Source organism: Duganella sp. HH101, assembly GCF_001758795.1.
Taxonomy (GTDB): Bacteria; Pseudomonadota; Gammaproteobacteria; order Burkholderiales; family Burkholderiaceae_D; genus Rugamonas; species Rugamonas rivuli.
Genome location: NZ_LRON01000038.1, coordinates 1 through 16,436, shown reverse-complemented (window position 1 = coordinate 16,436; position 16,436 = coordinate 1). Strand labels below are relative to the sequence as shown.

General features: G+C 66.3%; 7 protein-coding genes. 2 read left to right on the top strand and 5 right to left on the bottom strand.

Translation table 11 applies throughout. The annotated features are described in order from the left end of the window. Nucleotides 1-12: 12 nt before the first annotated feature. From DUGA2_RS31115 to DUGA2_RS34145, 4 genes are all read right to left on the bottom strand, one after another. A complete protein-coding gene (locus DUGA2_RS31115) occupies nt 13-2,745 on the bottom strand; it encodes a TonB-dependent receptor (RefSeq protein ID WP_070273180.1) in 2,733 nt (910 codons plus the stop codon). Between the two features lie 264 nt (nt 2,746-3,009). After that, nucleotides 3,010-4,356, bottom strand: a complete 1,347-nt coding sequence (locus DUGA2_RS31110; protein WP_070273179.1) for a bifunctional diguanylate cyclase/phosphodiesterase — start codon at nt 4,354-4,356, stop codon at nt 3,010-3,012. Between the two features lie 125 nt (nt 4,357-4,481). Further along, entirely contained in the window at nt 4,482-6,347 is a 1,866-nt protein-coding gene (locus DUGA2_RS33245; protein ID WP_168167841.1) for a glycoside hydrolase family 35 protein, read from the bottom strand. 20 nt (nt 6,348-6,367) lie between these two features. Beyond that, nucleotides 6,368-9,367, bottom strand: a complete 3,000-nt coding sequence (locus tag DUGA2_RS34145) for a TonB-dependent receptor (protein WP_070273178.1) — start codon at nt 9,365-9,367, stop codon at nt 6,368-6,370. Between the two features lie 386 nt (nt 9,368-9,753). Here DUGA2_RS34145 and DUGA2_RS31095 point away from each other — a divergent pair, with 386 nt between their 5' ends. Together DUGA2_RS31095 and DUGA2_RS31090 are read left to right on the top strand one after the other, a co-directional pair. Further along, on the top strand, nt 9,754-10,911 hold the full coding sequence (locus tag DUGA2_RS31095) for a two-component system response regulator (RefSeq protein WP_070273177.1): 1,158 nt from the start codon (nt 9,754-9,756) through the stop codon (nt 10,909-10,911). Between the two features lie 10 nt (nt 10,912-10,921). Next, nucleotides 10,922-15,304 carry a response regulator gene (locus tag DUGA2_RS31090; RefSeq protein WP_070273176.1) on the top strand — a complete coding sequence of 1,461 codons (4,383 nt, stop codon included), beginning with the start codon at nt 10,922-10,924 and terminating at the stop codon, nt 15,302-15,304. 14 nt (nt 15,305-15,318) lie between these two features. Here DUGA2_RS31090 and DUGA2_RS31085 read toward each other — a convergent pair. After that, nucleotides 15,319-16,436, bottom strand: a 1,118-nt coding sequence (locus tag DUGA2_RS31085; RefSeq protein ID WP_070273175.1) for a response regulator, incomplete at its 5' end; no start/stop codon positions are given.

Here is a 16,436-nt window from a genome sequence, read left to right as displayed (position 1 = left end):
CGTCAGCGCCGCTTACTTGAAGCTGTAGTCCAGGCTGACATACACATAGCGGCCGCGCGGATCGCCCCAGCTATCGTTGTAGCCGAGCGAGGAGCCCGGATCGAAGGCCGGATCACGGTTGAACACATTGTTGGCGCCGACGCGTATCACCGCATTCTTGATGCCCGAATAGGCCAGCGATGCGTCCAGCGTGGCGATGGCCGGAATGCGCCGTCCCTTGGCATAGAAGTCATACCATTGGTTCTGCACCGCCGACGGCGAGCGGTCGACCTTGGTGCCGGCCACGTATTTGACGATGCCGGTGCCGCTCCACGGTCCCTGGTCCCAGTTCACGCCCACGTTCGCCAGCACGCGCGGATTGCCGTACTCGCCGGCATCGCACGAGGTGTTGTTCGGGCAGTTGATGTAGACGTTATCGGCCAACAGCACCGTGTCATAACGCAGCGTGTAGTTGGCTTCGCCAAACACCTTGATGCGGCCCAGCTTTTCGGTGCGGAAGGTGTAGGACGCGTCCAGGTCGATGCCCGAGGTGTGCGACTGGAAACGGTTGACCCAGCCGGTCTTGATGTTCGACAGCTCGCCGCGCAAAGGCCCCAGCCGCGCCTTGTCGGCCGCCGACAGCGTCGCGTAGGCGGCGATGTCCTCGGCCGTGACGGCGTCGCGCGTCACGTGCGACTTGTAGGCGCCGTCTTCGTTGTCGAGCACCGTCGTGGTATCGAGGATGTCGATCTTGTTTTTCCACTTGATGTCGTAATAGGTCAGGCCGATGTTCAAGTCCTTGATCGGCTCGATGACGAAGCCGATGTTGTACTGGTTCGATTTCTCCGGCTGCAGATCCTTGGTGCCGACGTTGGAAGCCTTGACCTGGCGGGTGCAGTAGGAATCGAAATACACATCGCCCTCGACGCAGCGGTGCGGATCCTTGGTCTGGTAGAAGGCGTCGCGGCCCTGGCTGAAGCGCTGCGGCAGCGACGGCGCCACCATGCCGGTGCTGTAGTTCGCGCGCAGCATGATCTCCTTGCTCGGCTTCCACTTCACGCCGAACTTGGGATTGGTGGTGGCGCCGGCCAGCTCATATTTGTCGTGGCGTACGGCGGCCTGGGCCTCCAGCGTCTTCAGCAACGGCAGGCTCAGCTCCGCATACACGGCCGACAGTTTTTCCGAACCGGAAATCGGCGGCAGCACCGCGTACTGGCCCAGCAAGCCTTGCTGCCAATCCTGCGACGGCGTGTACGTGAGCGAATTCTTGCGCAGCTCGGAGCCGACCGAGACGCCGACCTTCCCGCCCGGCAGTTCGCCGAACTCGGTGGCGGCCTGCACTTTGATGGAATCGGTCTTGCTGCGGGTCTTGACGAACATCTCGCCCGACAGCTCGCGGATCAGCGCATCCGAATTCTTGTTGACGCCGAAGGGATTGAAGCGTCCGTCGTCAACCGCCTTGTTCAACTCCTCCAGCTTGTAGGCGCCGATGGTATCGGTGCGGCCGCGCTCCTCGCCGTGCGACAGCGTGGCCGACCAGTCCCAGCCGGCCAGCTCGCCCTTGAGGCCGGTGAGCAGCCAGAGGTTGTCGACGTTGGTCTTGATGCCGCCTTCGTAGACCGGGAAATCGCGCCGCACCGTCACCGGCTTGCCGTAGGTGTTGAAGGGATTCGAGGCCGGGATGACCAGGTTGTTGCGCGCGCGGTTCTGCAGCCACGACGACTGGCCGACGATGCGCTTGTCGAAGTTGGTGTAGAAGGCGTTGGCGAACAAGGTCAGGTCCGGCGCGATGTCCCAGTTCAGCGCGGCCGTCGCGCCGGCGCGGCGCGACGGCTTGACCAGGTCGGTGAACTCCGCCGTCGCCGACAGGCAGCCGTTGCGGGTCGGCGAAGGGAACCATTCGGCGCCGCTCGGATACGGCAGCTTGGAACCGGCCAGGCATTCCGGGTCGGCGAAGCGGTTGCCGCCGATCGACAGCGTGCCGGCGTCGGTGCCGTGGGCGCCGTACACATTGGCGTACTGCAGGCCGCCGCTGGCGCCGAAGTCGATGTGGTTGGCCCAGTCGCGGTCGGTGCCCTTGATGCGCTTGGTGTCCTCGTACATGGCCGCGTAGGTCAGGTTGAATTTCTGCGTGGCGCGGTCGCCGTAGCCGCCGGCCACCGACAGCTTGCGCACGTCGCCGCCGCCCAGCGTGGTGGTGCCGTAGCTGGTGCTCAGGTCCACGCCCTGGTAGTTCTGGCGCATGATGAAGTTGATCACGCCGCCCACGGCGTCGGTGCCGTAGATCGCCGAGGCGCCGTCCTTGAGCACCTCGATGCGCTCGATCGCCGCCAGCGGCAGCATGTTCAAGTCCACCGAGGTGAAGCCATTGGAATCGTCCGAGCCGGACACCGGCAGGCGGTTGCCGTTCAACAGGATCAGCGTCGGCATGCCGCGCAGGCTGGCCGTGGTGGCGCCGTTGCGGAAGTCGTTGCCGCCGCCGAAATCGCGGCCGTTGCCGCCGACCGAAGGCAGGTTGCGCAACACGTCGAGCACCGAGGTCGCGCCGGAGCGCTTGATGTCTTCCTTGGTGATCATGGTCATCGGCGACACGCCCTCCTGGGCGATGCGCTTGATGTTACTGCCGGTGATTTCCACCCGCTCCATTTTGGCGTCGGGCTTGAGCGCCTCCGCTTGCTCCTGCGCCTGCGCCAGCGCCACGGCGTTGGCCGACAACAAGGCCAGCGCAAACTTTACCCAGCGTACAGCTATTTTTTCCTGAAACATATTACTCGTCTCCTGGTAATGACGTCCCCCATCGCGTGTGCGGGATCGTTGTAATGAAACTGCCGGTTTACTTCGAAAGCCTGCTTCAACAGAGGCTTTCGAATCGGCACCAAGCTTACGTGGGTCGGATGAGTACGTCTTGGCGCGGTTAGTGCCAAAGATGGACGAAATCGGCACAGCCGCGTGTTCCAGGCATACCGAAATGAATATGGCTCCCGAAGGAGCCATGCATGGCAAGCAGTGATGGGATGGGATTGCGGGGTGCTAGCCGGAGTGTTCCACCGTCTGCTTTGCCGCGTACATGGCCTGATCGGCATAGCGTATCAACTGCGCGATGTCGCTGCCGTGCTCGGGATAGTGGGCGACGCCGATGCTGGCGGTGGCGGTCAGGCTGAGGCCGTCGGCCAGCGACATCGGCTGCGTCAGGATATGGTGGATTTTCTCGACAATTTGCCGGGCGTCGGCGGCCACCAGCACCTCTTCGACGATGACGACAAACTCGTCCCCGCCCAGCCGCGCCACGGTATCGGATTCGCGTACGCAGTGCTTCAGGCGCTGCGCCACTTCGCGCAGCAACTGGTCGCCACAGGCATGGCCGTGGTCGTCGTTGATCTGCTTGAACTTGTTCAGGTCGATGAACAGCAGCGCCAATTGGGTCTGGTGGCGCTGCGCGCGCGCCAGCGCCATCTGCAGCCGGTCGTGGAACAGGCGGCGGTTGGGCAGCTGTGTCAGTTCATCGTGCTGGGCCATGAAGCGCAGCCGGGTGTAAAGCTGCTGACGATGGATCGCCGTCGCCACCTGGTTGGAGACGAACAGCAGCAATTCCTGCTCCTGGTCGGTGTAGCCGGACAGGCCGGACGCCTCCCCGCCCTGCAGCAGCAATACGCCGATGCGGCCGTGCGTGGTCGCCAGCGGCACGCCTATCCAGCAGTCCGGAGCGAGACCGGCCGCCGCCTGCAGCGCCAGCGGCAACTGCGTCATGGTGGCCGGTGTCAGCAGCACCGGCTGTCCGCTGCGCGACACTTCCTCGCCCAGCCAGCGCGCCACCGGATGCGGGGCGGCGCTGCCGCCGGCGTTGACGTAATAAGCGAACTGCAGGCACTCGTCCTGCTCGCCCCGCAGCGCGACCGCGAAGCCGGCCGCCGGCAGCATGGCGCCGATGATCCCGTGGATGCGCTCGAACAAGGCGGGCAGGTTGTCACTGGCATGGGCGGCCTCGGAGATCGCATACAGCGTGTATTGCATCGCTTCGGCCTGCTTGGTGGCCGTGATGTCGCGCGCCACGGCCACGCGCAACTGGTCCGCCTCGGACCAGCGCGCCGACCACATGATGTGGACGATCTTGCCATCCTTGCGGACATACCTGTTTTCAAAGCGGGAGTTGGGCTGGCCGTCCATGATGCAGCGCGCCGCCGCGAGCGTGCGCTCGCGGTCGGCCGGCGCGACCAGATTGATCATCTGCATGCCGATCATTTCCCGCGGAGCGTAGCCGAAGATGCGCTCACAGGCGGCACTGACAAACACGAAACGGCCGTCCGCGTCGACCATGCAGACGGCATCCAGCAGCAAGTCGGCGAAACGAGCTATCGTGGAAGCAAGTGATTTTTCCATATAGGACAATTCTAGCCCCGATTGCCCGTACCTAGGCGCTCCCCTGGCGATTGTGACGAAAGACCAACAACATCCTTGCTAGCGATTTGCCAACGTTGCACTCCCGTTGCACTCCCGTTGCACTCCTAGTCCCGCTTCGGCGTGTCGTAGACGGGCGCGGCCAGGCCCTGCATGGTGCCGGCGGTGGGCGTTTCCGTGCTGAACACCAGCACCTCGTTGCCGCCCTCCTTCAGCCACGACGCCGGCAGATACAGCGTTTGCTGCGGGCCTATGCGCCAGTAGCGCCCCAGATGGTGGCCGTTGACCCAGACCTGCCCCTTGCCCCAGCCGCGCGTGTCGAGGAAGGTGTCGACCGGCTTGGCCAGCGTCAGCGTGCCGCGCCAGAAGCCCGGCGCCCCGGCCGCATCGCCCGCAGCGCCTGCCGGCAGGCGCTTGAGCGCCGCGCCATCCAGCGGCAGCGGGTAGACCGTCCAGCCCTCCAGCTCATCGTCGCCCAGCTTCACCGCGCGCGTGATGCCCTTGTTGTCATCGACCAGCTTGGCGCCGAAGCCGATGCGTCCCATCGCTTCCACCAGCAGATCGAGCTGGACGCCGGCCGGCAGATCCACCGCCAGCGTGCTCTCGCCCAGCCGGCGGTCCAGCCGGCCGATCACGCGGCCATCGGCCAGCACGGTCGCCTGGTCGTGCAAGCCGTCGAGCACCAGCTTGCCCTTGGCCGGCGCATCGAGCCGCTTGCGATACAGGATGTAGCCGTAGTTCTGGCCGTACTCCTCCATCGCCCTGGCCCAGCGCGAAGGCTGGCCCTTGGACAGCAGCTCCAGCCGGGCCAGCAGGCTGCCGGCCGGTTGCAGCGCGAAGGCGGGCAGCGCCTGCGGTTGCGGCGCGGCGGGCACCGGCGGCAGCGCCGTTTTCACATGCCGGGCGATGACGTCGCGCAAGGCGAAGTACTTGGGCGTCGGACGCCCCGCCTCGTCCAGCGCGGCGTCGTAGTCATAGCTGGTCGTGTCCGGCTGGTAGGGCTCGCTGCCCGAATAGTTGGCGCCGGCCAGCCAGCCGAAGCTGGTCCCGCCGTGGAACATGTAGAGATTGAACGATACGCCCTGCGACAACATCTGGTCCACGGTGCGCGCCGCCTCCTCCGGGCTCTGGGTGTGGTGTTGCTCGCCCCAGTGGTCGAACCAGCCGGCCCAGTATTCGCCGGCCATGCGCGGGCCACGCGGGCGCCAGGCGGCCAGTTCCCGGACCGAGGCCTCGGCATCGTCGGCGCCGCCGCCGAAGTTGACCACGGCCGGCACATCGGGCAGCGTGCCGCCCTCGAACAAGCGGCCGGCGCCGCCGTCGGAAGTGAACAGGGGCGCGTCGAACCCGGCCTGGCGCATCTGCGCCCGCACGGCGCGCAGGTAGTCGTGATCGCGGCCGTAGGAACCGTACTCGTTCTCCAGTTGCAGCATCAGGATGGGGCCGCCGCGACTGCTCTGCAGGTCGGCCACCTCCTGCGCCAGGCGCTTGAAGTAGCGCGCGCTGGCGGCCAGGTAGCGCGCATCCATGGAACGCACGCGCAATCCCTGCGTGCGCAGCAGCCAGGCCGGGAAGCCGCCGAAATCCACCTCGGCGCAAACATAGGGGCCCGGCCGCAGCACCACGTTCAAGCCTTCCTCGGCGGCCGTCTTGATGAAGGTACGCAGATCGTTCTGGCCGGAGAAGTTCCACTGCCCCGGCTCCGGTTCGTGCTGCGACCAGAAGGCGTAGGTGGTCACGGTGTTCAAGCCCATCGCGCGCGCCATGCGCAGCCGTTCGCGCCAGGCGGCGCGGGGGATGCGCGGATAATGCATTTCGCCGGAGCGGATCACAAACGGCTGGCCGTCGAGCTTGAAATGCGCGCCGTCGATCGCAAAGTGCGGCGGGCGCGCCGACGGCTCGGCCGCGTAAGCCAGGGTGCTGCCCAGGCCCAGGGCCAGCAGGCCGGCCAGGAAAGTTTTAGTCAGATTCAAGGTATGGACTCCGGTCACGATTAACGGTATTGATAGCGCAGCACCAGCGAGGCCCTGCGCGGCGTTTGATATTGGCTCGGTATGCCCCAGTTCACATCCGGCACGATGGTGTTGTCGGCGTTCACGTCGGCGCTGTAGGTGTTGTAGCGGTCGGTGATGCCGCGCCGGTTGAACAGGTTCTGGATGCTCAGGTCCAGGCTCAGCTTGTTGTGCGCGCCTATCGTCATGTCGTAGCCCACGCCCATGTCGAATTGCCAGAAGAACGGCAGGCGGCCGCTGGTGCCCGCCGTCTTGACCCCGACCGGATTGGTGCCCGCATCGCAGTAGTGTCCCCACGAACCCCAGTTGTAGGAGAGGCTGTTGACGTCGGGATTGAGGCCGAAGCAGCTGACCGGCTCGCCGCTGTGCATGCTGAGTATGCCGCTGGCGCGCAGGCCGTTCCGGAAGTAGTAGGCGCTCGACGCGGTGAACGCGTGGCGGATGTCGTTGGTCAGGTTGCCGCTGGCGCCGCGCGTCGTCTCCGGAAAATCGTAGATGCCGGTCTGGCCGATATAGCCGGCGTTCCGGTTCTCCAGGTTGAGGAAGCCGTTGTCGTTGCCGAACGAACGGGTCCAGGTGTAGCTCAGGTTCAGGTACCACGGCTCGCTCGCGCTGCGCGAGTGGCTGGCATCGAAGGTCAGGTGGATGTACTTGTGCTTGGGTTTGGGCAGGCCGAATTCGGCGGCCGGTATCGTCAGCGAGACCGGCTTGCCGTCGCCGCGGAAATCGCGCGTGACCGTGACATCCTCGCCCGGATTGAGCTCGAAGCATTCGTAGTCGCTCGGATAGTCCGGATAGCCGTGGGCGTTGGCATACTTGCCTATGCCCTGGCCGTAGCAGGTGGAATTGATGACGCGCTTCAGCTCGGCATAGCCGAAATCGACCTGGCCTACCCAGTGGCGGTTGAACGCCTTCTGCGCGTACAACTGCAACTCGTTTTGATAAGGCGCCTTCAGGTTAGTGGTGGCCACCTGGTCCGCCGCCGGCGGCGTGCCGTCATGGCCGGGCGCGGTGTAGGTGGCGCCTATCTGCGCCAGCCCCAGCGGCAATTGGGTGGTGGGGTCGATGCCGCTGTAGCGGTACCATTTGCGCTGTTCGAGATGGGACTCGGCGACGCCGAAGCTGAAGTTCGATGGCATGGACAGCGAATAGCGCCCCAGATTGGCCCCGACCTTCAGGCTGGAATCGCCGTGCACATCCCACGACATGCCCAGGCGCGGCGAGGTGGTCGGGAACGAGAACAGCGGGCGTTCCAGTGCATCCTTGTTGACGAACTTGTCGAAGCGCAGGCCGCCGTACAGCATCACGCCCTTGCCGACCTTCCAGTAGTCCTCGAGATAGGCCGCCTTGTTGATCGACACCATGCGGCCGAACTCGTGGTTGAAATAGTAGCCGACGTATTTGCCGCCCACCTGCTCGCCATTGGGCAGTTGCACGGTGTTGGGACGGTCGTAGTAGGTGTACCAGCCGGCCTGCGGCGTGTGCCAGTCCTGGCCGAGGAAGTGCTGGTAGTACTCGGCCCCGAACACGATCTTGTGATTGTCCAGGCTCCAGCTCAGATCGCCCTTGTAGCCGCGCCGCCAGTAATCGTCGGGGCGGAAATTGACGGTGCGGTCCTGTATGCCGATGTTGCTGGTCTTCTGGGTCTGGCTGTTGTAGGCGTCGACATAGGGAATGTCCTCGGCGCCGTGGGCGCGGTCATTGAGCTGTCCCAGGAAACCGCCCATCAAGCGCAGCTCCAGGTTGGGCGTGAGGTTGCCGTGGTAGTTGGCGATCAACATGCGCTCCGTCACCGGCGAATAGGAGCTGGACGAGAAGGCGCCGACCTGGGTGGTGTAGTCCTTCTGCAGGCGATAGGTGTCGGTGCTGGTGCTGCTCCACGCCCGCGAGCCGGTCAGGTTGAGCGTATGGTCGTCGTTGATGTTCCAGGTCAGGTTCAGCAGCAGGTTCTTGCTTTGCGAACTGGCGATCGACTCGCGGTTCTGGCTGTAGCTGTAGCTGCGCGATGGCAGCCGGTCGCCCAGCAGCACGAAGGCAAACAGCTTGTCCTTGACCAGCGCGCCCGACGCCCACAGGTAGTTCGTCGTGCTCGCCTCGCTGCGGTTGTTCGAGGAATAGCGGTAGTAATCGCCCTGCCCGTTGCGTATGTCTTTCTCCGCCGGCATCAAGGCATCCGACGTCGCCGGCGTGTAATACATCGAGTACCCGGCCTCGAATTTGTTCGAACCCTGGCGCACCGTCTGCGCCATGATGCCGCCGGTGGCGTTGGTCCACGAGGCGCCGAAGCTGCCCGCCATCACCTCGGTTTCCTGGATCGCCTCGCGCGGCAGGCGGTTGGCGCCCAGCAGCGTGCGGTCGTTGGTGGTGTCGAATTCGTTGAGGTAGTAGCGGTTTTCCGCCGGCGACGCCCCGCCCAGCTGGACCAGGCCGGTCGTGTTCTGGTCGTAGCGCACATTGGAGCGCAGGCGCGCAATGGATTCGGCGTTGCCGTTGACGAGCGGCAGGCTGTTGATCAGTTCCCGGCTGTAGTGGCTGGATAATTCCGGGGTGTTCACGTCGATGGGCAGCACCATGGTCTGGGCCGAGTTGCCGGCCACGGTCACGGTGGCGAGCGCATCCGGGCCGCCCTGGTTTTCCGCCGTCACGGCCAGGACTGCCGTGTCGCTGTTCGGCTTCACGCTTGCCTGGCGGACGGCGATCACCTGCTCCCCCTGCCTGAGCGTCACGGTGTACAAGCCGGGGTTGAGGCCGGACGTCTTGTAGCGCCCTTGCCCGTCAAGCGGCAGCTCGCGCTTGAAGCCGGTCTGCTCGTTCGTGACCGTCACCCGGTTCGCACTCGCGCCCACCGGCACCGAGCCATACAAACCACCGGTGATCGACTGGGCGTACGCGCCGTTCATTCCGGCGCCGCCGGACAGCAGGCTCAGGACGAGCAGCGACAGCCGCACGGCAGTGCTGCCTGCCTTCGGTATTTTCTTCATGCATAGACTCCGTTCTTATTTGCGTAGATAAGTTTTTGCGGAATACAACGCGGCTAAATCTTTCGTTTTCGTAAGCTCAGCCTGAATAAACCTTAAAATTAAATAAGGATTTAGTCAATAAAAAGAAAATATCAACAGGAATTCGTCAAGTCTTAAGCGATTATATCTTTCGTTTGACGATATTGAAGCGCGGCGATATTTCGTTTCGTTACGAAATTACAACACCGCTCATCGGCGGACGGCCGGCGGCGCGCTGTCGCCAAATTCAGGCTTGCTCGCCGACTGCGTAGGCCATGCCGCCCCGGTATTGCACTCTGTTTACACTTGCCAGAGAGACAGCTATAGTCTGTCAATGCAGCAGTCCGCCACCTACCGGAGCGTTCAGCATGGAACTCACGCCAGACCATCCCGTCAAGCCCGTCATCCTGGTGGTGGACGACACCCCTGACAACCTGCTGCTGATGGCAAACTTGCTCAAGGATAGCTACACCGTCAAGGCCGCCAACAATGGCGACAAGGCGCTGAAAATCGCCAACGACAGCCCGCCGCCCGACCTGATCCTGCTCGACATCATGATGCCCGGCATGAACGGCCACGAGGTGGCGCGCGCCCTGCAGGCCGAGCCGCGCACGCGCGCCATCCCCATCATCTTCCTGACCGCGATGGCCTCCACCGACGACGAGACGCGCGGCCTTGAAATGGGCGCGGCCGACTACATCACCAAGCCGATCAGCCCGCCCGTGGTGCTGGCGCGGGTGCGCACCCAGCTCAAGGTCAAGGACGCGGCCGAGTGTTTACGCGACAAGAACGACTACCTGGAGCAGGAAGTGCTGCGCCGCATGCGCGAGCTGGGCGCGATCCAGGACGTCACCATCCACGCCATGGCCTCGCTGGCCGAAACGCGCGACAACGAAACGGGCAACCACATCCGCCGCACCCAGCATTACGTGCGGGTGCTGGCCGAGCACCTGCGCGAGCATCCGCGCTTCCGCCAGTTCCTCGACGACGACACCATCAAGCTGCTGTTCAAGTCGGCGCCGCTGCACGACATCGGCAAGATCGGCATCCCGGACCGCATCCTGCTCAAGCCGGGCCGCTTCACGCCGGAGGAATTCGAGATCATGAAGACCCACACCACGCTGGGCCGCGACGCCATCGCCCACGCCGAGCAGCAGCTGGGCATGGACGTCGACTTCCTGCGGCTGGCCAAGGAGATCGCCTACAGCCACCAGGAGAAATGGGACGGCAGCGGCTACCCCGAGGGCCTGGCCGGCGACGTCATCCCGATCTCGGCGCGGCTGATGGCGGTGGCCGACGTCTACGACGCCTTGATCAGCCGCCGCGTCTACAAGGAGGGCATGCCGCACGAGCAGGCGGTGCAGATCATCCTCGACGGCCGCGGCGCACATTTCGATCCGGACATCTGCGACGCCTTCCAGGCCTGCCTGCCGCTGTTCCAGCAGATCGCCGCGCGCTTCGCCGACAGCGACCAGGACATGGCCAGGCAGGCCGCCGCGATCGCCCACAGCACGCCGGCCGCGTGAACGGCATCAGATGAGATCGCCACTTCAGCATCTGGAACGGCTGCGCCTGCGCCAGAAACTGGTCGCCGGCTTTTGCGTGGTGCTGGCGCTGGCGCTGGCGCTGGGCCTGCAAAGCCTGCTGGCCCAGGACAAGCTGAGCCGCGATATGCAGCGCCTGCTCGGCGAAGGCATGATAGGCATCGTGCAGGTCAAGGAGGCGCGCATCCAGCTGACCCATTTCGAACTGGCGCTGCACAAGATCGTCAGCGCGCCCGACCCGGTCGCCGAAGACGAAGCGATCCAGCAGCTGGAAGAAGCGCGCGAGCATCTGCACTTCGCGGCCGACGAGGCCCGCAGCACGCTGCTGCGGGTGGAAAACCAGCAGCGCATGGGCAACTTCGATAATTTGCTGACGCGCGCGGAGCGCACCAGCGACGAGGCGCTCGACCTGTTCCGGCAAAAGCGCCCCGGCGAGGCCAAGGCCATCCTCGACAGCGAACGCTTCCAGCAATCGCTGCGCGGCGCCGACCAGCTGCTGGCCGAGATCGCCGCCGTCAAGGATTCCAATGTCCGCAGCACCATCTACAACATCCGCCGCTACGCCGACAGCAGCAACGTACTGACCTATGCGCTGCTGCTGGGCGGCCTGACGCTGGCGCTGCTGTGCGCGGGCGGCATCAGCATGTCGATCCGCCGCCCGGTCCACCGGCTGCGCCAGGCGGTCGACAGCCTGGCCGCCGGGCAGCTCGACACCGTCATCCCGCACACCGATTACCAGAATGAAACCGGCGACCTGGCGCGCGCCATCGCGCTGCTGCAGATCGAGGCGCGGCAGCTGGAGGCGCAGCGCTGGATCAAGTCGCAGGAAGCGGCCATCCAGGCCGAGCTGCAACAAACCGGCTCGCTCGACGAGCTGGCCCAGCAGTTTCTGGCGATGGTGGCGCCGCTGCTGAAGATCGGACGCGGCGTGCTGTACACGCTGGACGAATCGGGCCGGCAGCTGCGCCTGTGCGGCAGCTACGCCGCCGACGCCGGGCACCCGCCGGCGCCGCTGCTGCCGCTGGGCAGCGGGCTGCTGGGCCAATGCGCGCTGGACCGCCAGCCGCGCCGCATCAGCGAACTGCCCGAACACTATGCCACCATCCAGTCGCAACTGGGCCAGGCGCAGGCCCGCCACCTGCTGGTGCTGCCGCTGCTGCACGGCGACCGCCTGATGGGCGTGCTGGAGCTGGCCAGCTTCGACGTCCCCGCCACCACCGAGAGCGCGCTGCTCGACGAGCTGCTGCCCAAGCTGGCGATGACGATGGAAATCAAGATCCGCAACCAGGCGGTGCGCACGCTGCTGGAACGCACCGAACAGCAATCGGCCGAGCTGGCGCAGCAGCAGGTGGCGCTGAAGGCCACCGAAGCCTGGTACCGCGGCATCCTGGAGGCGGCGCCGGACGGCATGCTGGTGGTCGACGTCGATGGCCGCATCCTGATCACCAATCCGCAGCTCGACAAGCTGTTCGGCTACGGCGCCGGCGAGCTGGCCGGCCAGCCGATCGAAACGCTGGTGCCGCACGCCATGCGCGGCCGGCACGTCGGCGAGCGCAACGGCTTCATCGCCCACGGCAGCGCGCGCCAGATGGGCACCGCCGGCGCCGACCTGCACGGCCTGCGCAAGGACGGCAGCGAATTCTCGATCGAGATCGGCCTGTCGCGGCTGCCCGCCATCGAGGGCCGCGGCGTCTGCGTCTGCGCCTCGGTGCGCGACATCACCGAGCGGCGCGCGATGCAGGCCGCGGTCGAGGCCAGCGAAGCCCAGTTGCGCAGCGTGCTCGACAGCAGCCCGGTGGCGATGCTGATCGAGGACGCCGGCGGCCGCCTGGTGTACGCCAACCACCAGCTCGAAACGCTGTTCGGCAACAGCAAGGAAGCCTTCGGCGGCGACACCAGCTACTGGTGCGACCAGCAGGCGCGGCAGCGCTTCCGCGACGCCATCGCCGAGGGCAGCGTGCTCAATTACGAAGCCGAGTTCCGGCACAGCGACGGCAGCCGCCTGACGCTGCTGCTGTCGTCGATCAGCCTGACGCAGGGCGAGCGGCCGCTGCGCATCGAGTGGTACTTCGACATCAGCGACCGCAAGCGGGCCGAGGCCGAGGTGCTGCGCGCCAAGGAAGTGGCCGAGGACGCGACCCGCGCCAAGAGCGACTTCCTGGCCAATATGAGCCACGAGATCCGCACCCCGATGAACGCCATCATCGGCATGAGCCACCTGGCGCTGAAAACCGAGCTCGACAAGAAGCAGCGCAACTACATCGAGAAGGTGCACCGCTCGGCCGAGAACCTGCTGGGCATCATCAACGACATCCTCGACTTCTCCAAGATCGAGGCCGGCAAGATGAGCATCGAGCAGGTGCCGTTCCGGCTGGAGGACGTGCTGGAGAACTTCGCCAGCATGATAGGCCTGAAGGCCGAGGACAAGGGACTGGAGCTGCTGTTCGCGACGGCGGCCGACCTGCCCACCGCGCTGCTGGGCGACCCGCTGCGGCTGGGCCAGGTGTTGATCAACCTCGGCAACAACGCCGCCAAGTTCACCGACAGCGGCGAGATCGTCGTCGGCGCCGAGCTGATCGGCGAGGCGGACGGCCGGGTCGAGCTGCACTTCTGGGTGCGCGACAGCGGCATCGGCATGACGCCGGAACAGTGCGCAGGCCTGTTCCAGTCGTTCAGCCAGGCCGACAGCTCGATCACCCGCAAATACGGCGGCACCGGGCTGGGGCTGGCGATCTCGAAAAAGCTGGTGGAGCTGATGGCCGGCCGCATCTGGGTCGAGAGCGCCGCCGGCCAGGGTTCGACCTTCCACTTCCACGCCCGGTTCGGGCGCCAGACCGACTTCGCGCCGCGCCGCATGTTCCACGCCGACGAGCTGCTGGGGCTGCGGGTGCTGGTGGTCGACGACAACGCCAGCGCGCGCGAGATCCTGTCGACCATGGCGCGCAGCTTCGGGCTGGAGGTGGACGTGGCCGAGAACGGCAACGGCGCGCTGCGCGCGATGGTCGACGCCGAGCGCGTCGCCCTGCCCTACGACCTGGTGCTGCTGGACTGGCGCATGCCGGTGATGGACGGCGTGGAAACGCTGCACCGCATGCAGAACGGCGCCGTGACCCATATTCCATCGGTGATCATGGTGACTGCCTTCGGCCGCGACGAGGCCCACGAGGCGGCCATGCGCCGGCAGGTGATGCTGCCGGCGGTGCTGACCAAGCCGGTCACGCCGTCGACGCTGCTCGAAGCGATCGGCGAGGCGCTGGGCAAGGGCGTGGTGGCCGAAACCCGCCAGGCCGAGCGCGAGGACCGCAGCGCCGCCGACCAGGCCAGCCTGGCCGGCGCGCGCATCCTGCTGGCCGAGGATAACGACCTGAACCAGGAGCTGGCGCGCGAACTGCTGGAAAGCGCCGGCATCGTGCTGACCATCGTCGAGGATGGCCAGCAGGCGCTCGACCTGCTCGCCACCGGCGCCGCCTTCGACGGCGTGCTGATGGATTGCCAGATGCCGGTCATGGACGGCTACAGCGCCACCCGCCTGCTGCGCCAACAGCCGCGCTGGGCGCAGCTGCCGGTGATCGCGATGACGGCCAACGCCATGGACGGCGACCGCGAGCAGGCGCTGGCGTCCGGCATGAACGACCACATCTCCAAGCCGCTGAATGTGGCGGTGATGTTCGCCACCATGGCCAAGTGGATACGTCCGGCGCAAGCGGCGGCTGGCTTGCCGGCCGCCGGCGCGCGCGGCCGCGCCGAGGCGGCGGCATCGCTGCCGGACTTGCCGGGCATAGACCAGGCCGCCGGACTGGCCACCAGCATGGGCCGGCCCGATCTGTATCGCCGCCTGCTGGGCCGCTTCCGCGACGGCCAGGCGCAGTTCCGCGCCAATTTCGAGGCCGCCGCCAGCGGCAGCGACGCCGACGCGCCGGCACGCGTGGCGCACACGCTGCGCGGCACGGCCGGCAATATCGGCGCCAAGGCCACGGCGGCGGCGGCGGCGGCGCTGGAACTGGCGTGCAAGGCCGGCGCCGGCGCCGACGAGATCGCGCAGCGGCTGGCGCAGGTGGAGCTGGAACTGGCGCCGGTGCTGGCCGGCCTGGCGGCGCTCGATCCCGCCTCGGCTGCGGAGGCTGGCGCCGGCGCGGCCGATGCGGCGGCCGGCCCGCTGTCGCCGCAGGCCCTGGGCATGCTGGACCGGCTGCGCGCGCTGCTGGCCGACAGCGACACCGCCGCCCTCGACGTGCTGGACGAACTGGAGGAACTGGTGCGAGGCCAGCCGCTGGCGCGCCAGCTGCGCCGCGCCAGCCTGGAAGTGGAGCGTTTCGACTTCGACGCGGCGCTGCTGGCCTTGGACGCCATGAGCACGCCGCCCGCGCAATCCTGAAGCGCGCCCGCCAGCTAGGGCAGCGCGGCCGACGGGCCGGCCGGCAGCGTGACGATCAGCGTGGTGGTGTGGGCCTCGTCGTTGACGGCGAACGCCACCTCGCCATGCTGGGCGCGCGCCAGCAGCCGCGCCGAATACGTGCCCAGGCCGGTGCCGCCTGCCTTGCCGCCGGTGACGAACTTGTCGAAGAAGCGCGGCCTGATTGCTGCCGGAATAACGCCCTTGTTGACGATCTCGATGCGCAGCGGCGAGCCGGCGTACAAGGTGGCGCTGACGCGGCCGCGTTCGGGCGACGCTTCGCAGGCGTTCTTGATCAGGTTGTTGAGCAGCGAGTATGTCAGCATGGCGTCGCCCAGCCCGGTCGGCGGATCGGTGCCGACGTCGAAATCGGTATCGACCGCGATCACCAGCTGCTTGCCGGCGTAGAAGGCACGCGCCGTCTCGACCACGCGCCGCAGCATGTCGCTGATCGCCAGCGGCGCCGCGTGCAGCACGTATTTGCCGGTTTCGATCTTGTACAGTTCGGTCGACAGGTTGACCATGTCGATCACCTGCAGCATGGCCTGCTCGGCCAGCCGCAGCTGCTCGGCCTGGCGCCGGTCGAGGTCGCCGGCGTCGGCCAGCGCCTGCACGATGCCGATGGCGCCGGCCAGCGGCCCCTTCAGGTCGTGGCGCGTCATCGCCTCGACGTCGTCGCGCAGCCGGGCCATGGCCAGCATGTTGTCGTAGTCGGCCTGCAACTGGCGGCGCAGCTCGACGTAGCGCATGAAGTTGTCGACCCGCAGCTTGAGCTGAATCGGGTCGATCGGCTTGGTGACGAAGTCCACCGCGCCCAGCTCCATGCCCTGCAAGCGGGAGTGGTCGTCGGTCAGCGCGGTGACGAAGATGATGGGCACGCTCTCGGCGTTCGGATGCTCGCGCATGCGGCGCGCCACCTCGAAGCCGTCCATGCCCGGCATCATCACGTCGAGCAGCACCAGGTCGGGCGGCGTGTCGGCGCAGCACAGCGCCAGCGCCTTCTCGCCGTTGTGTGCGGCCTTGATGCGGTACTGGCCCTTGAAGACGTTGGCCAGCACGTGCAGGTTGTCGGCTGTGTCGTCGACCAGCAGCATGGTCGGCGGCGGCGGCGCCG

Excerpts from the sequence above, each read along its gene's own strand:
- DUGA2_RS31115 (WP_070273180.1), bottom strand. The coding sequence starts at position 2,745 with ATGTTTCAGGAAAAAATAGCTGTACGCTGGGTAAAGTTTGCGCTGGCC.
- DUGA2_RS31110 (WP_070273179.1), bottom strand. The coding sequence starts at position 4,356 with ATGGAAAAATCACTTGCTTCCACGATAGCTCGTTTCGCCGACTTGCTG.
- DUGA2_RS34145 (WP_070273178.1), bottom strand. The coding sequence starts at position 9,367 with ATGAAGAAAATACCGAAGGCAGGCAGCACTGCCGTGCGGCTGTCGCTG.
- DUGA2_RS31095 (WP_070273177.1), top strand. The coding sequence starts at position 9,754 with ATGGAACTCACGCCAGACCATCCCGTCAAGCCCGTCATCCTGGTGGTG.
- DUGA2_RS31090 (WP_070273176.1), top strand. The coding sequence starts at position 10,922 with ATGAGATCGCCACTTCAGCATCTGGAACGGCTGCGCCTGCGCCAGAAA.